Source organism: Peribacillus simplex, assembly GCF_001542915.1.
Taxonomy (GTDB): domain Bacteria; phylum Bacillota; class Bacilli; order Bacillales; family DSM-1321; genus Peribacillus; species Peribacillus simplex_B.
In genome coordinates, this window is record NZ_LNNH01000040.1 from 92,468 (window position 1) to 112,182 (window position 19,715).

18 protein-coding genes are annotated in these 19,715 nt (G+C 46.2%); 3 read left to right on the plus strand and 15 right to left on the minus strand.

Features of this window, described 5'->3' with window-relative positions; genetic code table 11:
* Nucleotides 1–79 precede the first annotated feature (79 nt).
* Nucleotides 80–1,843, plus strand: a complete 1,764-nt coding sequence (locus AS888_RS18980) for an SH3 domain-containing protein (protein WP_061143709.1) — start codon at nucleotides 80–82, stop codon at nucleotides 1,841–1,843.
* Between the two features lie 49 nt (nucleotides 1,844–1,892).
* Here AS888_RS18980 and dtd read toward each other — a convergent pair whose 3' ends face one another.
* From dtd to AS888_RS19015, 6 genes are all read right to left on the minus strand, one after another.
* Nucleotides 1,893–2,336: a D-aminoacyl-tRNA deacylase gene (gene dtd / locus AS888_RS18985; protein WP_061143710.1), complete on the minus strand. Its 444-nt coding sequence runs from the start codon at nucleotides 2,334–2,336 to the stop codon at nucleotides 1,893–1,895.
* Nucleotides 2,337–2,350: 14 nt separating this feature from the next.
* Nucleotides 2,351–4,549, minus strand: coding sequence for a RelA/SpoT family protein (locus AS888_RS18990; RefSeq protein WP_061143711.1), 2,199 nt, complete (start codon nucleotides 4,547–4,549; stop codon nucleotides 2,351–2,353).
* Between the two features lie 318 nt (nucleotides 4,550–4,867).
* Nucleotides 4,868–5,380: an adenine phosphoribosyltransferase gene (locus AS888_RS18995; RefSeq protein ID WP_061143712.1), complete on the minus strand. Its 513-nt coding sequence runs from the start codon at nucleotides 5,378–5,380 to the stop codon at nucleotides 4,868–4,870.
* Nucleotides 5,371–7,746 (minus strand): single-stranded-DNA-specific exonuclease RecJ, encoded by a 2,376-nt coding sequence (recJ, locus tag AS888_RS19000; RefSeq protein ID WP_061143713.1) that lies wholly within the window; start codon nucleotides 7,744–7,746, stop codon nucleotides 5,371–5,373. The genes AS888_RS18995 and recJ overlap by 10 nt, the downstream gene beginning before the upstream one ends.
* 249 nt (nucleotides 7,747–7,995) lie before the next feature.
* Entirely contained in the window at nucleotides 7,996–10,257 is a 2,262-nt protein-coding gene (gene secDF, locus AS888_RS19010; RefSeq protein ID WP_061143715.1) for a protein translocase subunit SecDF, read from the minus strand.
* Nucleotides 10,258–10,457: 200 nt separating this feature from the next.
* Nucleotides 10,458–10,763 (minus strand): post-transcriptional regulator, encoded by a 306-nt coding sequence (locus AS888_RS19015; RefSeq protein ID WP_061143716.1) that lies wholly within the window; start codon nucleotides 10,761–10,763, stop codon nucleotides 10,458–10,460.
* 169 nt (nucleotides 10,764–10,932) lie between these two features.
* Between AS888_RS19015 and spoVB the strand changes: the two genes are divergently transcribed.
* Entirely contained in the window at nucleotides 10,933–12,495 is a 1,563-nt protein-coding gene (gene spoVB, locus AS888_RS19020; RefSeq protein ID WP_061143717.1) for a stage V sporulation protein B, read from the plus strand.
* 29 nt (nucleotides 12,496–12,524) lie between these two features.
* Here the strand turns inward: spoVB and AS888_RS19025 are convergent, their stop codons facing one another.
* Nucleotides 12,525–13,184, minus strand: coding sequence for a DUF421 domain-containing protein (locus AS888_RS19025; RefSeq protein ID WP_232732479.1), 660 nt, complete (start codon nucleotides 13,182–13,184; stop codon nucleotides 12,525–12,527).
* 192 nt (nucleotides 13,185–13,376) lie between these two features.
* Between AS888_RS19025 and AS888_RS19030 the strand changes: the two genes are divergently transcribed.
* Entirely contained in the window at nucleotides 13,377–13,748 is a 372-nt protein-coding gene (locus AS888_RS19030) for a TIGR04086 family membrane protein (RefSeq protein WP_185113134.1), read from the plus strand.
* A 294-nt stretch (nucleotides 13,749–14,042) separates the two neighbouring features.
* Here AS888_RS19030 and yajC read toward each other — a convergent pair whose 3' ends face one another.
* The 8 genes from yajC to AS888_RS19070 all read right to left on the minus strand — a co-directional run.
* Entirely contained in the window at nucleotides 14,043–14,324 is a 282-nt protein-coding gene (yajC, locus tag AS888_RS19035; protein ID WP_061143720.1) for a preprotein translocase subunit YajC, read from the minus strand.
* Nucleotides 14,325–14,365: 41 nt separating this feature from the next.
* Nucleotides 14,366–15,505 (minus strand): tRNA guanosine(34) transglycosylase Tgt, encoded by a 1,140-nt coding sequence (tgt, locus tag AS888_RS19040; RefSeq protein WP_061143721.1) that lies wholly within the window; start codon nucleotides 15,503–15,505, stop codon nucleotides 14,366–14,368.
* Nucleotides 15,506–15,541: 36 nt separating this feature from the next.
* On the minus strand, nucleotides 15,542–16,570 hold the full coding sequence (queA, locus tag AS888_RS19045; protein ID WP_061143722.1) for a tRNA preQ1(34) S-adenosylmethionine ribosyltransferase-isomerase QueA: 1,029 nt from the start codon (nucleotides 16,568–16,570) through the stop codon (nucleotides 15,542–15,544).
* A 38-nt stretch (nucleotides 16,571–16,608) separates the two neighbouring features.
* Complete coding sequence (locus tag AS888_RS19050) at nucleotides 16,609–16,815, minus strand: DUF2905 domain-containing protein (RefSeq protein WP_061143723.1); 207 nt, start codon at nucleotides 16,813–16,815, stop codon at nucleotides 16,609–16,611.
* A complete protein-coding gene (gene ruvB, locus AS888_RS19055) occupies nucleotides 16,812–17,810 on the minus strand; it encodes a Holliday junction branch migration DNA helicase RuvB (RefSeq protein WP_061143724.1) in 999 nt (332 codons plus the stop codon). Before ruvB ends, AS888_RS19050 begins: the two co-directional genes overlap by 4 nt.
* An 11-nt stretch (nucleotides 17,811–17,821) precedes the next feature.
* Nucleotides 17,822–18,436, minus strand: coding sequence for a Holliday junction branch migration protein RuvA (gene ruvA, locus AS888_RS19060; RefSeq protein WP_061143725.1), 615 nt, complete (start codon nucleotides 18,434–18,436; stop codon nucleotides 17,822–17,824).
* A gap of 370 nt (nucleotides 18,437–18,806) precedes the next feature.
* Nucleotides 18,807–19,307 carry an intercompartmental signaling factor BofC gene (locus tag AS888_RS19065; RefSeq protein ID WP_061143726.1) on the minus strand — a complete coding sequence of 167 codons (501 nt, stop codon included), beginning with the start codon at nucleotides 19,305–19,307 and terminating at the stop codon, nucleotides 18,807–18,809.
* Nucleotides 19,308–19,417: 110 nt separating this feature from the next.
* A partial coding sequence (locus AS888_RS19070) for a YhcN/YlaJ family sporulation lipoprotein (protein WP_185113135.1) occupies nucleotides 19,418–19,715 on the minus strand: 298 nt, incomplete at its 5' end.

The window sequence follows — 19,715 nt, forward strand, 5'->3', positions numbered from 1 at the left end:
GTTTTTTGCACTGGGAAAGAGGGAAATTTTTATTGGACGAGAATACATACATAAGGACATGAAAAGGGAGAGACAACTTATGAAGAAGAAACCGGGTTTATTCAGCCTGATCCTTTTGTTGATCATGGCAGCGATAGTACCCGTCAATCACGCATTCGGAAAAGAAGAAGGGGAAATAACCGTGACGAGTAAAGTGGTCAATGTCCGGGAAGGAGCTGGCCTCAGTTTCCCCATCGTCAAAAAACTGGCAAAAGGGGAATCATACCCCATCATTAAAGAGGAAGGTGACTGGTTTGAAATCCGGATCGACTCGAATGAAACGGGTTGGGTTGCCAACTGGTTAGTGGAAAGGAAATCGGGAACCGCCTTTGCAAAAAAAGGTTCCGGACAAGGAACGATAACGGGCAGCTCCGTCCGTGTCCGTACAGGACCTGGCACAACGTTTCAAACGGTCGGTTCCTTAACGAGGGGAACCGCAGTCGACATTATCGAAAAGAACCAAAATTGGATAAAGATCAAAACCGCGGATTTTGATGGCTGGGTTTCTTCTGACTACCTTAAGATCGAAGCAGCATCCGGAAGTACCGTGAAGAACGATGATAACAATAAACAGGAATCAGCCAAGGAATCCGTTAAAACCGGAGTCACCCTGGTCGACCGGCTTAATGTCCGTTCCGAGGCTTCGAAAAGCGGCTCAACACTTGGAAAGCTGAATAAAAACACCTCCGTGACCGTTCACCGGATCAAAAATGATTGGGCGGAAATCGATTTTCAAGGCGGTCAGGGCTGGGTGGCGGTATCTTACCTACAGATGAGCGAGGATAAAGCGAAAACGGCAATGGCTCCGGCTGCAGACACAGCCAGGGTGACCGCTTCCCGTTTGCATGTAAGGAAGGATGCCTCCCTCAGCGCTAAGATCATCGGCTCGGTGAACAAGGATGAAACCTATTCCATATTGAAAACCAAAGGAAAAATGACACAGATCCAGCTTTCCAATGGCCAAAAGGGCTGGGTCGTGAGCTGGTACTTAGAAAAAGAGCATGTGGAAGAACCAAAGAAAAAGAAGCTCCATATAGAGGGAAACAAGATTACCATCATCCATGATGGAACCATATTGAGGTCTTCTCCCAATGGGAACGCAGGGATAGTCAGACAGGCCAATGCAGGGGAAACATTCCCTGTCATCGGCATGGAGGGCGACTGGTACTCCATTAAAGTAAAGGGTGGGAAAACAGCGTATGTTGCCGGCTGGATCGTGACGCTTGAGGGTAATTCCGAACAGATTCAACGACCGGGCGTCGAAACATATATAAAGGGTAAAACGATCGTCATCGATCCAGGTCATGGCGGAAGGGATAGCGGTACGATCGGGGTCGGAGGCACGCTTGAGAAAAACCTGACGATACGGACGGCCGAGCTGCTGCGGGACAAACTTCAGGCGGCTGGCGCTAAAGTGATCCTGACGAGAAGCGGGAATACCTATGTGCCACTGTCTTCCCGGGTGGGCACTTCACATATCCATGACGCGGATGCCTTCATCAGCCTCCATTACGATAGCACCATGGACCAAATCACAAGCGGCATCACCACATATTATTATCATGACTATCAGCAGGGCTTGGCCTCTGCACTGGCCCATTCATTCGGTTCAACCATGCAGGTGAACAATCGCGGATCAAGATACGGAAATTATCATGTCATCCGTGAGAACAAACGAGTGGCAACGCTGATTGAATTAGGCTACCTAAGCAATCCAGTCGAAGAATTGACAATAACTTCGAATGAATACCAAGAAGGAATCACCTCCGCCATCTATAATGGATTGGCGCGGTATTTCAAATGAGCTCCATGACAGTTTTCTGCCCCAAACAAAAATAACCTGCCGCGGCAGGTTATTTTTTACTTTCCAATATTAATGTTACGGGTCCATCATTCGTAAGCTGGACATCCATCATGGCACCAAATTGACCGGTTTCCGTATGGACGCCTTTTTTACGGAGCATCCCGTTAAATGCTTCATATAATTCATTCGCCGCTTCTGGACGGGCGGCATCCATGAAGTTCGGGCGGCGGCCTTTACGGCAATCGCCATACAAGGTGAATTGAGAAACGGATAAAATCGAACCTCCCACATCCAATAAGGAATGGTTCATCTTTTCATTTTCGTCTTCGAATATGCGAAGATGGACAATCTTATCGGCCAAATAGGCGGCATCCTCGATGGTATCATCATGGGTGATGCCAACCAACAGGACGAGCCCGCTGTCAATTTGACCGATTATTTGGTCTGCCACAACGACTTTCGCCGCTTTGGCACGTTGTAAAACTACACGCATGGCATGAAAACTCCTTAGTTCATGATCCTTCTAACGGAATAGACATCCGAGATTTGTTTTATACGGTCGACGACCTTCTGCAGGTGGGCAATGTTATGGATGTAAATCGACATATGAATGGTCGCCACTTTATTTCTGTCCGATTTACCGGAAACCGCTGAAATGTTCGTCTTCGTTTCATTGACCGCCTGCAGCACTTCGTTCAATAATCCGCGGCGGTCATATCCGCTGATTTCAATTTCGACGATATATTCCTTCCGCTCGTTGATCGTGCTTTCCCATTCAACTGGGACGAGGCGATGATCGGAATCCCCGCTTTCCAGGTTCGGACAGTCCTGCCTATGGACCGAGACACCCCGGCCTTTGGTGATATAACCGACGATCTCATCACCAGGAACTGGATTGCAGCAGCGGGATAAGCGGATAAGCAGGTTATCGATCCCCGGTACCTGTACACCCGAGTCGCGTTTTTTAGAGGAATTGGAGAATGTTTTCAGATCGGCCACTGCCTCTGAAATATCCGCCTCCTGCTCGACCATTTTCTGCTTCCGCCACTTTTCGGTGAGGCGGTTGACTACTTGAAGGGCAGTGATTCCGTTATACCCTACTGCTGCATACATATCTTCCTCATTCAGGAAGTTGAATTTATCAGCAACACGCTTAATGTTTTCGGGAGTCAGGATTTCCTTAAGTTCGAACTCCATATCCTTGATCTCTTTTTCAACAAGCTCTTTGCCTTTTTCGATATTTTCTTCGCGGCGCTGTTTTTTGAAAAACTGGCGGATCTTGTTTTTCGCTTGAGATGTTTGGGTAAGTTTTAGCCAGTCCTGACTTGGACCATATGAATGCTTGGACGTTAAGATTTCAATGATGTCGCCCGTCTTGAGTTTATAATCCAACGGCACCATTTTCCCGTTCACCTTGGCACCAATCGTTTTGTTTCCGATTTCGGAGTGGATCCGGTATGCAAAGTCGATCGGGTTCGATCCGGCTGGCAGTTCGATAACATCGCCCTTTGGCGTGAAAATGAATACCATATCGGAAAAAAGGTCAATCTTAAGGGATTCCATGAATTCCTCGGCATTGGTCGCGTCATCTTGGAACTCGAGTATTTCCCTGAACCATGTTAATTTCTCTTCTAGTGAAGGCTGTTCACCCACATCTTTGCCTTCTTTATAGGCCCAATGCGCTGCAACCCCGAATTCGGCAATGCGATGCATATCCGATGTGCGGATCTGGACTTCCAACGGATCGCCTTTCGGTCCGATCACGGTCGTGTGAAGCGATTGGTACATATTCGGCTTAGGCATGGCGATATAGTCCTTGAACCGGCCAGGCATCGGCTTCCAGCACGTATGGATGATTCCTAGGACGGCATAGCAATCCTTTATGCTGTGGACGACGATCCGAACAGCCAGCAAATCGTAAATTTCGCTGAACTGCTTGTTTTGCAGGGCCATTTTGCGATAGATGCTGTATATATGTTTCGGCCTGCCGGAAAGGTCAGCCTTGATATGGACTTCCTCCACGTTTTTACGCACTTCATCAATGACTTCTTCCAGGTACATTTCACGTTCTGCCCGCTTTTTCTTCATCAGGTTGACGATTCGGTAATATTGCTGAGGGTTCAAATATCTTAAGGCCGTATCTTCCAGTTCCCATTTAATCGTACTGATACCAAGACGATGCGCGAGCGGCGCAAAGATTTCCAACGTCTCGTTCGAGATCCGTCTTTGCTTTTCCTGCGGCAGATGCTTCAATGTCCGCATATTATGCAGCCTGTCCGCAAGCTTGATCAAGATGACGCGAATATCCTGGGCCATCGCCACGAACATTTTACGATGGTTCTCCGCCTGCTGCTCCTGCTGTGATTTATACTTGATTTTCCCTAACTTGGTCACGCCATCCACGAGCATGGCAACTTCAGGACTGAAATTTTCCTCGATATCCTTCAGGGTGACCTCCGTGTCTTCAACAACATCATGTAAAAAACCTGCCGCAATGGTTGCCGGATCCATCTCAAGATCAGCGAGAATGCCCGCGACTTGGATTGGATGAATGATATACGGCTCTCCCGATTTACGGAATTGTTCTCGGTGAGCAAACTCTGCATACTTAAACGCTCTATGAATAAATTCAGCTTCTTCCGGCTGAAGATATAAGCTGGCCCGTTCCACAACCTGCTCGGCAGTCAATATTTGATCATTTGCCATTTAATCACCTTAACCCCACTTTAACTGCCACCGGATATGATCCGGATTGAGTATGATTGGTAGCACTTCCCTTTATTCTGCAAAACGTGACAATTTTTGCGAAAAAAATAAATCCGCTAAAAACGGATACAAGTGCAAATAACTTATTAGCAGAAAACTCTTTAATATTACTATTATCGAAAAAAAAGACAAGGATGTAAAGAGATAAACGAGTATTTTATTTAGAATCCTGCATTTTTTCACTGGAAATTCGACAAAATCCAGTGAAATCATGCGTAAAACAGAAAAGAGCACCCTGGTCAGAGTGCCCTTCTTTTATTAAAAGCTCATCAATGTCAAAACATCATAGCCATCTAATTTATCTTTACCGTCCAAATCAGTCAATTCGATAAGGAATGCAATCCCGGCTACAATTCCGCCAAGCTCCTCGACCAATTTGATCGTCGCCTCGATTGTACCGCCCGTGGCAAGTAAATCGTCGGTGATCAAAACACGTTGTCCCGGTTTGATCGCATCTTTATGGATCGTCAATACATCCGTTCCATACTCGAGGCCGTATTCCACTTTGATCGTTTCACGTGGAAGCTTTCCTTCTTTCCTCACTGGTGCAAATCCCACTTCCAATGAGTAAGCGACTGGACACCCGATGATGAATCCGCGTGCTTCCGGTCCCACCACTAAATCAATTTGCTTATCGCGTGCATATTCGACAATTTGATCTGTTGCGTATTTATAAGCGCCGCCGTTATCCATTAATGTCGTAATATCTTTGAAGATAACACCCGGTTTTGGCCAGTCTTGTACAATTGTTACATATTGCTTTAAATCCATTGCTTTGTTTCCTCCTCAAGGTCTGTTGCCTCATGAACTAAATAAAGATTGAACCAATCGAATAATTGCTGATAGGAAGAATAAACAAGCTCTTGTTCAAGCTCAAATTGCTCTTTCTTTCTTATGAACGATTCAGATTCACTGAGATCGCGTTTTTTCGCATTGGTTGTGAGCATAATTAACCCATTCTCTATTGTAACAAAATCCAGCTCAAAAAACACCTTTGAAATGAAATCGACCGTATCTCTGGACCATCCGCGATATTTCGCCAGGTCATCACCATACCGTTTCACATCGAGCGGCCCCTTTTTAGCCAGGAAGGCATAAAACCATTTAAAATGATCCCTTGTCGGCATCGTACTTAAGAAATGGTCCTGATCATGGGAGAAGTGGGCATAAATACGCGATGGCTTCTTATTGGCTATCACCCGTTTCAGTACATCCCTTAACGGCGGCATGTCCATGAATACCACATGCGCCTCGAAGCAATCGAGTTCATCGGCATCCTCCCCGTTCTTGATATGAACGAGATCGGGATGATTTTGTAAAAAGGGATACCTCGCATAAATATCCTCCGAGAACATGACGATTTTCCGGTTTTGAGCGGGAATGTCCACCAGCCATTTTTCCGCCTGCCCCTTCCCGCGATAATCGAATAACTGCCAATGATCCACCGAGATATCCTGGACGAAGATCTGCGGCTTCTTCATATTATTCCATTCATTGATGGATAGCTCCCCAATTACCGAAACCTCGGCGTGCGGCGCTATTTCATCGACAAAATGGCCGAGCCCGAACCCTACGCCATCCAGTTTGTGATTGTCCCCATCTTCAAGCTGAACTTTCAAATGATTTTGGTTCGCGCCAATTTTGCGGACGCTTGAAAGCTGTACGGAATCTATCAAAATCCTCGGCTTCGGATTCGTCACCCCAAATGGCGCAAGCAAGCTCATCTCCTGGATCGTTTGAATTGAAACGTCTGCCAAGGCCGTCGCTCCATCCAGGTCAGTAATGGGCGTGAAGTCCTCCTCCGTTAGCTGTTCCTTCGCGATCACGTTCATGCGGTCCCTAAGCTCCTGAACATCGTCCATTTTCAACGTCATTCCGGCTGCCATCGGATGTCCGCCAAAATGGGGCAGCAATTCCCGGCAGGATGAAAGGCTTTCGAAAAGATCGAATCCGGCGATGCTCCGTGCTGAACCTTTGGCCAATCCCTTTTCCCGGTCATAGCTCAAAACTATCGTGGGACGGTAAAAGCGTTCAACAAGTTTGGAGGCGACGATCCCCACCACTCCTGCATTCCAGCCTTCTCTTCCGATGATGAGCACACCATTGGACTCCAGCGGGAAGTTTTCCTCGACTTCCTTGATCGCTTCTTCCGCCATCGTAGCGACCATGGCTTGCCGTTCTTTATTGATATCATTGATTTCATTGGCAAGCTCCATCGCTTCCGCAAGGTTTGCCGCCATCAATAGATCGACAGCCGGGTCGGCATCGCCAAGCCGTCCGACTGCATTGATCCTAGGAGCCATGGCAAAGCCGATCGATTCCTCATTCAAGGCTTCCTGTTGGACATTCGCCACTTTCATTAAGGCAACAAGCCCCGGTCGGCCAGTCAAACGCAGCTGCTCAATTCCTTTTGCTGCGATGAGGCGGTTCTCCCCTTTTAAAGGCACTAAATCGGCAATGGTACCGATTGCCGCTATTTCAAGCAAATCCTCAGGCAGTTCTCCAAGCAAAGCGTGCGCCAGCTTAAAGGCGACGCCCACTCCGGCAAGGTCTTTAAAAGGATAGGAACCCTCTTCCAGTTTAGGATGGATGATGGCCAATGCCTTGGGCAGTACAGGTCCCGGTTCATGATGATCGGTCAGGATATAGTCCATGCCAAGCTCGCCGGCAAGGTCCGCTTCGGCGACTGCCGAAATTCCGGTATCGACGGTGATCAATACCTTCACTCCTTGCTCAGCCGCCAGGCGGAACGCCATCGGATTCGGGCCATAGCCCTCCGTAAACCGGTTCGGAATATAAAAGTCCACATCGGCTCCCATCCTCATCAGCGTCGTCAACATCACGGTGGTCGATGTCACTCCATCCGCATCATAATCACCGAATATCCTTATTTTTTCTCCGTTTTGAATCGCTTCTCTTATTCTATATACGGCTTTATCCATATCTTTCAATAAAAATGGGTCATGGAAAGTTTGATTTTTTACAAATAAAAAGGATCGGGCACTATCGATCGTATCCAGGCCTCGATTCACAAGCAGGGCTGCAACCAAAGGTGTGATATGAAGCTCTTCCGCTAGTATAGCAACTTTGTTTTCATCGGCAGTTCGCAAGTTCCACCGCGTTTTTGGCTTTAACATGAATTCACCCCTCAATTTACTTATTATACAAAACGAGTATGCTGGTTTCAATTTTATTTTAAATCCAAGGGATCTTCATGATTTATAAAGAAAGCACTTTTCGTGAAGATGGTTGTTTTTAAAACGAAACGTTTTCCTTTTGATTGGAGCAGATTGCGGGACGAAGGCGGGACCGGCGGAACGCGACAAAGTATGCGATAATAGCCATAAAAAAAGAAGGCTGGCATGATGCCAGCCTTCCCGCTCTTATTAAACTTGCCCTTCAAGGCTTTTTTTCTTTTCTTTTGCCGTATTCAGCGGACCTTTCTTCTTCAATTCCCTGATTTTAAGATCAAGCCAGAATTGGGAAGCGATCAATAGCGATGAATACACGCCGCATATCAACCCGATGAACAGGGCAATCGAAAAGTTCCTGATGGCTTCACTGCCGAAAATCATCAAGGCGATAACCGTAACGAGTACCGTCAGCACTGTATTGATCGATCTCGTCAGCGTTTGCCTGATACTGATGTTCACGATATCCTCAAGCTCTTCGACGGTTTTGATTTTACGGCTGAAACGCAGGTTTTCCCGAATCCGGTCAAACGTAACGATCGTATCATTGATGGAATAACCGACGATTGTCAGAACCGCAGCAATGAAGGTGATATCCACCTCAAGGCGAAGCAAGCTAAAAATCGTAACGATGAAGAACGCATCATGAACGAGTGCGACGACGGCCGGTACAGCCATTCGCCATTCAAACCGTATCGATACATACAAGATGATACCGAGTGAGGCGATCGCCAAGGCAAAGATGGCATTTTTCGCAAGCTCTTTCCCTACCGTCGGTGATACGGTGCTCACATTCGGCTCTGCCCCGTAATCCTTCTTGAAATGATCCTTCAAAACAGCGATTTCCTGCTTATCAAGAACACCAACCGTCCGGACGACAGCATTTTTGTTTTCTTTTCCAGCAAGTCTGACATCCTTGATATCATTGACATCAATGCCGGCCTTGCCCATTTCCGTTTCGACCTGTTGAGTCGTCAGGACATCCTTAGATGCAACTTCAATGCGGGTTCCGCTTGTGAAGTCGATTCCCAGATTCAAGCGGAAAACGAACAGGAAGATGATCCCGATAATCGTAATCCCGATCGAAATGCCATAAAAAGCCTTCCGATGTTTGACGAAGTCGATTTTATCGAAGCGTGTCGGCAATGACATTAAATTGATCTTCTCGTTTAGGTTATGAATATATTTCTTCTTCACGCCAAACCATGATGTGCGTTTGTCGAGGAACCCGCTTTTCACCCACAGGCTCATGAATAGACGCGTACCATAAACGGCAGTGATGAAGCTCATTAAAATCGAGATGATCAAGGTCGTCGCAAACCCTTTAACCGAGCTTGTCCCGTAATAGAACAGGACGGCTGCAGCAAGCAAGGTCGTCAAGTTCGCATCCATGATCGTGCTAAGCGAGTTTTTCGTACCTTCTTTATAAGCCGCTTTTACAGTACGGCCAAGCTTCAGTTCATCCCTGATCCGCTCATAGGTTATGATATTGGCATCGACGGCCATCCCGACCCCGAGCACCAATGCCGCTATACCTGGAAGAGTAAGGACTGCGTTCATCCACTCGAAGACCAGCAGCGTCAGGAAGATATAGACGCTCAGTGTGACGACTGCAATGAATCCCGGGAAGCGGTAATAAACGAGCATGAAGATGAAAATGAGTGCAATCCCGATGATGCCGGCAAAAATCGTATCGTTCAGTGCGCCTGCACCAAATTGGGCTCCGACAGACGTGGAGTATTTTTCCTTCAAGTCGACAGGCAGTGCACCGGCATCAAGGAGGTCTGCAAGCTCTTTCGCCTCTTCAACCGTGAATTGCCCTGTAATGTATACCTTTTTCGTATTGAAAACTTCACTGACAGCAGGAGCGGATATCATATTGTCTTGTGAAGCTTTATCCTTGATGGAATCTTTGCCTTCCTCGAAATCCAGCCAGATGGCAAGAACATTCGTAGGTACTGGCATCGATGAAATTTTTTGCGTGATTTCTTTAAACTTGTTCACATCTTTCAATGTGACTTCAACGACCGGTTTATTATCCTGGAAAGTTTGTTTCGCGCCGCCTTCCTTAAGGTCGGCACCGGTCATCATTTCCTTATCGTTATAATCCCGAAAGGATAATTTAGCTTGTGTCGAAAGGATTTCACGAGCGTTATTTTGGTCTTTAACCCCGGCCAATTGAACCCTGATCCGGTCTTTCCCTTCGATTTGAATATTAGGTTCACTAACACCCAAAACATTGACACGACGCTCAAGTGAGCTTACTGTAGCCCGTAAAACCTCCGGGGTGATCTTTTCCCCAGACAGCGGCTTCACTTCATATAACACTTCAAAACCGCCTTGAAGATCAAGTCCCAGCTTGATATCCTTTAGGATTCCTTTTGAAGTCGTTCCCATCGCTGCGAAAATCAAAAGAACGATCAGAAAAAACGCAACGATCCTGCTTCTTTTTACCATTATGTAGTAGGCCCCTTTCTATAATCCGCCTGTTCCTGAAGTTTAAAAACCTGTCATTTATTTTGTTTATATGCTACCTGCATTTCCCTTGCTTCCTGAAAAAAAGACACAGCTACCCATGCTTTTTTTCCAAAAAAAAGCATAACCATATCTATTATGAGTCATTTATAAACAGCTGTCAATTTAAGTATATCTTTGCGTCATTGCTTTAAAAGTTCTTTCAATTCCTCCTCGGATAGCGGCTCAAATAAGTTTGGCGATTTATATGCTTCGACCATTTGGAAGTTCATGAACTGGTTGCTCGAAAATGTCACGATATCGGCGACAAGCTCGTGAAGATGAATGTTTTCCTGCGGGCGCTTCCATTTGTTTTTCGTTAAGGTTCCCCAGATATCCTCCTCTGTAACGGCATTCAATCCGACCATTTGAAATTCCTCGCGCTTGCTCTTCAAGAATGGACGTACCTTTACATAATAGCTTTCATAGGGATGATTCATTTTCGCCATCACTTTGCCTCCAGTAAAAATGTTCTCTATCGATTGCGCATTTTCTTAAAAGGGCTCCAATCAGTTGCCAGAACGCAAACAAACACTTTTGTCATGCTTTGTCCAAGTACAAGCATATAGATAATTGTATAGCATAACCGCTTTTTTGAGAAGGCAGGGAGGGAGTTCAATGTCTAAATTTTTAAAAGGGACGCTGATATTATTAATCGCAAGCCTGATTACAAGAGTTCTTGGGTTCATTAACCGCATTGTCATCGCCCGCTTCATCGGCGAAGAAGGCGTTGGTTTATATATGATGGCTTTACCGACCCTTTTTCTCGTCGTGAACATTACCCAATTGGGGCTGCCGATCGCCATATCCAAGTTTGTGGCCGAAGCCAATGCCCGGGGTGACGAACGGAAAATCAAAAAGATCCTCGTCGTCTCTTTGGCCTGCACCTTTGCTCTATCGATGATTTTCACTCCTGCGATGCTGTTGTTCGCACCCGTTCTCTCAGAATACTTATTCACTGATCCACGAACGGTCTGGCCCCTGATGGCGATAGCGCCAATCGTACCGATCATCGCGATATCATCGGTACTGCGCGGGTATTTCCAAGGCAAGCAAAATATGAAGCCCTTCGCTTTCTCGCAAGTGATCGAACAGGTGGCGCGCATCACCTTCATCGCCGTCCTGACGAAGGCCTTTTTGCCCTATGGGATTGAATATGCGGCAGCCGGAGCGATGTTCGCCTCGATAATCGGTGAGCTCGTCTCCCTCATTTACCTTTTGACTAGCTTCAAGCTAAAGAAGCATTTTAAGTTCAGGAAGAATTTTTTCAAAAATGTGAAGTCTGGTAAGGGGACGTTCACGGAATTGATGGGGATTGCGCTTCCTTCCACCGGAAGCAGGATGATCGGCTCGCTTTCATGGTTTTTCGAGCCGATCGTGGTGGCGCAGAGCTTGGCCCTTGCCGGTGTCACCGCAGCCGCAGCCACGAGCCAATACGGTGAACTGACAGGATATGCGCTGCCACTGCTCATGCTGCCTTCGTTCATTACATCATCATTGGCGACTGCCCTTGTACCGGCAGTCAGTGAGGCACGGACGACCGGGAACTTCCTGCTCGTTGAACACAGGCTGCAGCAGGCCCTGAAAATCACATTTATCACAGGCTGCTTAGCCGTCGTCATTTTGTTCATCTTTGCCGAACCGATCCTGCAAGTCATGTACGGCTCATCACATGCCGCCGTTTTCATTAAATTCCTGGCACCTTTCTTCATTCTCTTTTACTTCCAGTTCCCGCTGCAGTCCATGCTTCAAGCATTGGACCTTGCAAAAGCGGCCATGTTCAACAGCCTGGCGGGTAACATTCTCAAAATCGGTGTGATCTGGCTCCTCGCATCAAAGGAAAGCTTCGGGATCATGGGGGCCGCAGTAGGTATAGCTGTCGGTTCGATGCTCGTCACCTTCCTGCATTTTTCCACCGTGCTGAAGGTCGTCCCCTTCACGTTGCATTTCCGGAGCTATATATCTGCTTTAATTCTTGCTTTAATCTCTGGCTGGGGCGGCTATTATCTGTATCAAGCCCCGCTCTCGGCACAGCCCCTCGTACCAAGGCTGCTGCTGTCCGTAACGGTCGTGATCCTGCTTTTCACCTTTTCCCTGCTCATGACCGGCAGCATAAAAAAAGCGGATTTGATCCGGATTCCTAAGGTAGGCGGCTTTTTATCGAAGTTCGCCTGGAAATAATATGAACCGAAGCATTAAAAGGCTTCGGTTCATTTCTTCGTTTCATTTTTATCGATGTAAAATTGGCCATCTATGTACCCACAAATCGAAATCTCCTGGATTTTCGATTCACCATGTTTTTTCAGCTGATGTCGAAGCCAAAATTGATTTTTGCCAATTTTATAAAGATTATTTTCCTGTATCTTCCCATCAATGATAAGGGGATATGGCGTTTCCTTCGTTTTCGTCCTTTTGCCTTGGGTGTTTTTAATGACCGAAAGTTTTCCTGACGATTCGAGAATGGCGAATTGCACTTCATTCAGATCATTGATTCCTTGTTCTCGCAGCTGGGTCAATAAATCATCAAAATTATATCGTTGCTTACGCATCGCCTTTTCATCTATTTTCCCTTGATTGATGATGATCTGAGGTGTACCGTCGACGATGTTCCGAAACCTGATGCTTTTTAATGATATGAACGCCAATATGATCTGGATGAAAGCGAGAACGAACATCGGGGTGATTTGCTGAAAAAATGGTTTATCCAAATCTTCAAAGGATAGGACTGCTATGTCCCCTATCATGATGGATACCACTAAATCAAGAATGCTCAGCTCCCCGACCTCCCGCTTACCCATCATCCGGAAAAGGAATAAGATGACTAGATAGATCACCGTCGTTCTAAAAATAATAGCCAGATAGGTATCCACTTCACTAACACATCCTTCATCCATAGCATGGCTTGGAAATTGAAAAATTACTCTATAATCTTTTCGAATTTCGCGGAAGCTGCTTAAACCTGGTCTAAAGGCTCCGTGCGGGGAATATGCTTGTACAAACACATAAACAGGCTAAAACGTATCAGCCTTTAAAAAGGAGGAATACCCATCGAAACTAAAAAAATGAGTGTCGCCGTAATTTATGGCGTAGGCTCCATCTTTGCCATAGCGATGATTGCAAGTTTGATCGTTTCCATCCTTCTTCGTTTCACTTCATTGACGGAATCATCCCTGACATACGTGGTCATGATCGTTTCCTTTTTATCGCTGTTCATTGGTGGATTCATTTCAGGAGGCAAAGGGAAAAAGCAAGGTCTATTCTTAGGCGGCAGCACCGGCTTGCTCTATCTGTTGATCGTGTTCCTTTTTCAATACTTGGGTCATGACGCACTCTTCACCATCAAGCAATGGATCTATTATGGCTGTTTCGTCATCACGGCCATGATGGGCGGCGTACTTGGGGTCAATATGAGCTCCGACTCACGCACCCATTAAAAAAACAAACGAAACCGGGCATCCTTGCCCGGTTTTCATTTGTTGAGGAAAATCGCGCCGAGGAGGCTTCCCTGAACGCCCGCTGATAAGCGCGTGTTTGCAACGCTTTATGCTTAAACCTCAAAAACACTGGCTAATTTATTTCCCTATAATGTTGAGCCGAGCCTCCACCGGGATATGCCAGTGCCTCCAGTGGAAATTAACGTTCAAATACAACAAAAAGACTGTAGACAAACTCCATTTTCATCGAGTTTGTCTACAGTCGGAACCGGCCACACGGGCCAGTTTTCATTATTAAATCGATACTTCTTTATTTGGTGCACTTTCCGTAATTTCACGGATTGCAGCACGGTCGAATGTCAATTTAGTACCATCTGGTGACTTTATGACGATTTGCAATTCATCGATTGCATCGATTGTTCCGTGCATGCCGCCGATCGTTGCAACCTTATCACCTTTTTTCAAGCTGCTTTGCATGCTTTGTGTAGCCTTTTGGCGTTTTTGCTGCGGACGGATCAATAAGAAATAGAACAATACGAACATTAAAATTAATGGAAGTATTTGAGTTATTGCCATTTGTAGATTCACTCCTTTCGCTCATTAAAATATTTATGGAATTAGAAGTTTCTCGCATTCGGTTTATTGAAACCATACTGCTCGAAAAACTCTTCCCTAAAGTCTCCAAGACGATCTTCTCGAATGGCTTGTCTGACCTGTTCCATCAAGTTTAACAGAAAATGCAGGTTATGATAAGTCGTTAGACGAATCCCAAAAGTTTCTTCACATTTAATCAAATGGCGGATATATGCCCGGCTATAATTCTTGCAGACATGACAATCGCAATTTTCGTCGATAGGTCCAAAGTCGCGTGCATACTTTGCATTTTTCACGACTAGGCGGCCATTGCTTGTCATCAGTGTACCGTTACGCGCGATTCGCGTCGGCAATACACAGTCAAACATGTCGACACCGCGGATGGCCCCATCGATCAAGGAATCCGGCGAGCCTACGCCCATCAGGTAACGCGGTTTATTGGTTGGCAGCAACGGACTTGTAAACTCCAGTACGCGGTTCATGATATCCTTCGGTTCCCCGACGGATAGCCCTCCAATAGCATAACCCGGAAAATCGAGTGAAACAAGGTCTTTTGCACTTTGTTTACGAAGGTTTTCGAACTCCCCGCCTTGAACGATCCCGAACAGCCCTTGGTCGTTCGGACGCTCATGGGCATTCAAGCAGCGTTCAGCCCAGCGTGATGTCCGTTCCACCGACTTCTTCATATACTCCTCGGTTGCCGGGAATGGCGGACATTCATCAAATGCCATCATGATATCGGAGCCAAGTGCATTTTGGATTTCCATCGCCTTTTCAGGAGATAAAAATAGTTTATCGCCATTGAGATGGTTCCTGAAATGTACGCCCTCTTCCTCAATTTTGCGGAACTCGCTCAAACTGAAGACTTGGAAGCCACCGGAATCCGTCAAAATCGCCCGATCCCAGTTCATGAACTTATGCAATCCACCGGCTTCCTTGATGATCTCATGCCCAGGACGCAGCCATAGATGGTACGTATTGCTGAGGATGATGCCTGCCCCCATCTGTTTCAGATCTTCCGGGGACATCGTTTTGACAGTAGCAAGCGTCCCTACCGGCATGAACGCCGGCGTTTCAAATGAACCATGAGGCGTATGGACCCGGCCCAGCCGTGCCCCTGTCTGTTTACATGTTTTGATTAACTCATATCGTATTGCTGTCAACGCAATAACTCCCTTCAAGAGCTTATCACTCTTATATTACTTAATTAACATTGCATCTCCAAAACTAAAGAACCTGTATTTTTCTTCCACTGCCGTTTCATAGGCATGAAGGACATGCTCCCTGCCAGCCAAGGCAGAAATAAGCATGATTAAAGTCGATTTCGGTAAATGGAAGTTCGTAATCATCGCATCGATCCCCTTAAACTCATAACCAGGGTAAATGAAGATGCTCGTCCAGCCACTAGCCTCCTTGAAGACCCCATCATTACCGGACGCGATCGTCTCCAATGTCCTTGTGGACGTTGTACCGACCGTAATGATTCTCCCGCCGTTTCCTTTCACTTCATTAAGCAAACGCGCCGTGCCTTCCGTCATTTGATAAAATTCGGAATGCATTTCATGGCTGTCGATATGGTCCACACTGACGGGACGGAACGTGCCAAGCCCGACATGAAGCGTGATGAAGGCGATATGAACACCCATCGCTTTCAGCTTCTCGAGCAACTGCTCGGTAAAGTGCAGCCCGGCCGTCGGGGCGGCTGCCGATCCACGTTCACGCGCGTAGACCGTTTGATATCGATCCTGATCGTCAAGCTGCTCCTTAATATACGGAGGCAGCGGCATTTCCCCGAGCTTATCCAGTATTTCATAAAAAATACCTTCATATTGAAACTCCAGGATACGGCCTCCATGCTCAAGTACACCTGTACAAACGGCACTTAGCTTACCATCACCAAAGACGATTGTCGAACCTTCTTTTATACGTTTGGCGGGCTTTACAAGGGTTTCCCAAACATCATCATGCTCTTGCTTGAGCAGTAAAACTTCTACCTTTGCACCCGTTTCTTCCTTGCTTCCATATAGTCGTGCCGGCAGCACCCTCGTATCATTCAACACAAGGCAATCTCCCGGTTTGATATATTCAGTGATATGGCTGAAGACATCATGCTCGATCTTGCCCGATTCCTTGTCCAGCACCATCAACCGACTAGCTTCCCTATCTTCCAAAGGAACTTGGGCAATCAGTTCCTCCGGTAAATGAAAATCAAACATATCCAATTTCATCTATTCCACTTCCTTACCTGTCTATCAAGCTGTAATCATTATTTAAAACGGCCAATCAAATAAAATATAGCGGACAACACGATACTGACGATGATCGATGTCACGATCGGAAAATAAAACGTCGTATTGCCTTTTTTGAGGAAGATATCTCCCGGCAGCCTGCCAAGATGGATATACTTCATCGCAAAACCGATCACGAATATGATTACGCCGAGTATCATCACCATTTTAGGTAGATTCATCATTCAGGCATCACAATCCCGAAGTGCTCGTAAACGAGCTGTGTGGCGATACGTCCCCTTGGGGTACGCTGAAGAAAACCGACCTGCAGCAGATAGGGCTCATACACATCTTCGATCGTATGTGCTTCCTCGCCAATCGTGGCGGCAATCGTCTCCAGACCAACGGGCCCGCCGCGGAATTTTTCGATGATCCCTTTAAGTAATTTATGGTCAATATGATCGAGTCCTAAACGGTCCACCTGCATTAATTCGAGTGCATAATCGGCAAGCCCTGCCGTTATCGTGCCATCTCCCCGAACCTGGGCGAAATCCCTGACCCTCCGTAAAAGCCGGTTGGCAATCCTCGGGGTGCCCCGCGATCTTCTCGCAAGCTCTGCAGCTGCCTGATCATCCATTTCCGTATCCATGATTCTGGAGGTACGAATGATGATATCCGTCAGATGGTTTTCCGTATAATATTCAAGTCGGCTCAAAACACCAAAACGGTCCCTAAGCGGTGCAGACAATGAACCGGCACGAGTCGTTGCCCCCACGAGTGTGAACGGCGGCAGGTCGATCCTGATCGAGCGTGCCTCCGGGCCTTTGCCGACCACGATATCGAGACAGAAATCCTCCATCGCCGGATACAGCACTTCCTCGACCACACGGGGCAGACGGTGAATCTCATCTATGAATAGCACATCACCGGGTTCAAGCGCACTCAAAATGGCCGCCAAATCTCCCGGCCGCTCGATGGCGGGTCCGGAAGTCGTGCGGATGTTGACACCCATTTCGTTAGCGATGATGACCGCAAGCGTCGTTTTCCCCAGGCCAGGCGGCCCGTATAAAAGGACATGGTCGAGCGTTTCTTCCCGCATCCTTGCCGCTTCGATATATACACCCAAGTTGGCTTTCACTTTATCCTGTCCAATATATTGCTTTAAGTTTTGCGGCCGCAGGCTTTGTTCAAAGGACAGTTCGTTCAAATCGGCTTCCTGATTGAATATTCTCTCCTCCATTGCGCCACTCCTTATCTTAGCATCAATTGCAATGCTTTCTTAATATATTGTTCGGTCGTCATATCTTCCGTCTGCAATTTCTTGGCAACCTTTTGAATTTCCTTTTCCGAATAACCAAGTGCCTTCAAGGCAAGCATCGCTTCATCCAATTCCTCCGTGTAACCATTTGGGCTGGAAGCAGCCGTGACGCCTTCGTTGAACAAGCTTGGAAACGCATCCGGTATGATGTTCTCCAATTTCCCTTTTAAATCCAGAATCATCTGTCTTGCCGTTTTCTTACCGACTCCCGGGAATTTCACCAAAAACGATTCATCTTCATTTTCGATCGCCTGCACCACCTGATCGACCTGACCTGACGCCAGTATGGCAAGTGCCCCCTTCGGCCCGATTCCGGTTACATTCAATAGCTTCGTGAATAAAGCCTTTTCTTGACGATTCTGAAAGCCATATAAGGCAACCAAATCTTCACGCACATAGTGATACAAAAAAACTTGGATATCCTTCTGATATTGGGCGGAAAAAATAAAAGGATTCGGCGTCATCACTTGATATCCGATCCCCCCATTTTCCACGACTATGTATTCAGGTCCGATATAATCGACCCTGCCTTTTATATAATCATACAAATTAATTCTCTCCCTGATTTTGCTGTACCTCTCATTTTATCATAAAACGGATGGTTGTTCATAGAAAGTTATTTCATAAACAGCAAAGTCTTTCACAAGATCTACGAATGCTGCGACCGCCCTTTAAAACAAAGTCGAGTGAAAGCATCTGGCTGAGGCTACAAACACCTCAAGGCGTTCTTTTTATATGTTGAAACTGATGTGCAAAGTGGTTGGGGCAGGTACCGCCATTTTCGGCCTTGCATCGAATTTGGGTCGGGTTCACGCTGAGTTGATTGAAATAATATTGTCAAAACTAAAAAAAGACAGTAGGCAACCTCCATAAACTATTATCGAGGTTGCCTACTGTCTGAAGGCGGAGAATCCCAGCCTAGTTTAACGAATAAGGTTCGTATTCTTTTATGAGCTGTTTATATTGGTCTTTATTCATGATCGGAATCCCCTTTTGCAATTCCTCCTGCTTATAAACTTCAAGTTTCCCAACATCCAATTGGTAAAAAGTATGAATGATTTTGGCATGCTCAGGCCTTCCGATAAAAATGGACAACGTTCCATCCTCCCGCATCCCGAGATAACCATTCGCTTTCAATAGCGGCGAGATATCATTTTCAATTTTCTTAAGAACGATCTGTTCTTCATTTTGGTCGACCACTTTCCAGCCTTCATATTTGGACCAAAAATCCTCCATCGACCAAATTGTTTCGGTCAATTTCTCCTCGCTCAGTTCACCATCCAAGTACATACGCTGGAGAATGACCTTCCTTTCGATCGGGTCATTTTCCTTTTGCACAGATTCTTCCGCAAAAACGGTTAAGCAAAAAGGCATGATTAAAAGGGTCAGGAATAATTGAATCCTTAGTTGTTTAGTCAATATACTCACCTCTTAAGGCGTTTACTTTTTAAGTAGTTTGACCCCAAACAACGTTTATTAACCAGAAAAAATCAAAAAGACTGACCCCACAATCGCGGTCAGCCCATGCATCATTTCAAGTGATTTTCATGAATATTAAGATTATCGAACATATCATTCGCATCCTGAATGATCAAGTCCCTTGTATCGCCATCACGAAGATTGTTATCCAGTGTCATCGTCCGGTAATAGACCCCTTCATCGGTGGTTACATATAAGGTCCTTCCTTGAGATAACGGTCCGATTTTTTGTTTCACTGTTTCTTTGATTTCCCCAGCTTGGCTGTAGTCATCAAGTAGCAGTGCAACAAGCATTTCATTTTTCATGATGACAGCCCTGGCATCAACGACCGGATCCACGCTATTTGCA

Excerpts from the sequence above, each read along its gene's own strand:
- AS888_RS18980 (WP_061143709.1), top strand. The coding sequence starts at position 80 with ATGAAGAAGAAACCGGGTTTATTCAGCCTGATCCTTTTGTTGATCATG.
- dtd (WP_061143710.1), bottom strand. The coding sequence starts at position 2,336 with ATGCGTGTAGTTTTACAACGTGCCAAAGCGGCGAAAGTCGTTGTGGCA.
- AS888_RS18990 (WP_061143711.1), bottom strand. The coding sequence starts at position 4,549 with ATGGCAAATGATCAAATATTGACTGCCGAGCAGGTTGTGGAACGGGCC.
- AS888_RS18995 (WP_061143712.1), bottom strand. The coding sequence starts at position 5,380 with ATGGATTTAAAGCAATATGTAACAATTGTACAAGACTGGCCAAAACCG.
- recJ (WP_061143713.1), bottom strand. The coding sequence starts at position 7,746 with ATGTTAAAGCCAAAAACGCGGTGGAACTTGCGAACTGCCGATGAAAAC.
- secDF (WP_061143715.1), bottom strand. The coding sequence starts at position 10,257 with ATGGTAAAAAGAAGCAGGATCGTTGCGTTTTTTCTGATCGTTCTTTTG.
- AS888_RS19015 (WP_061143716.1), bottom strand. The coding sequence starts at position 10,763 with ATGGCGAAAATGAATCATCCCTATGAAAGCTATTATGTAAAGGTACGT.
- spoVB (WP_061143717.1), top strand. The coding sequence starts at position 10,933 with ATGTCTAAATTTTTAAAAGGGACGCTGATATTATTAATCGCAAGCCTG.
- AS888_RS19030 (WP_185113134.1), top strand. The coding sequence starts at position 13,377 with ATGAGTGTCGCCGTAATTTATGGCGTAGGCTCCATCTTTGCCATAGCG.
- yajC (WP_061143720.1), bottom strand. The coding sequence starts at position 14,324 with ATGGCAATAACTCAAATACTTCCATTAATTTTAATGTTCGTATTGTTC.
- queA (WP_061143722.1), bottom strand. The coding sequence starts at position 16,570 with ATGAAATTGGATATGTTTGATTTTCATTTACCGGAGGAACTGATTGCC.
- AS888_RS19050 (WP_061143723.1), bottom strand. The coding sequence starts at position 16,815 with ATGATGAATCTACCTAAAATGGTGATGATACTCGGCGTAATCATATTC.
- ruvB (WP_061143724.1), bottom strand. The coding sequence starts at position 17,810 with ATGGAGGAGAGAATATTCAATCAGGAAGCCGATTTGAACGAACTGTCC.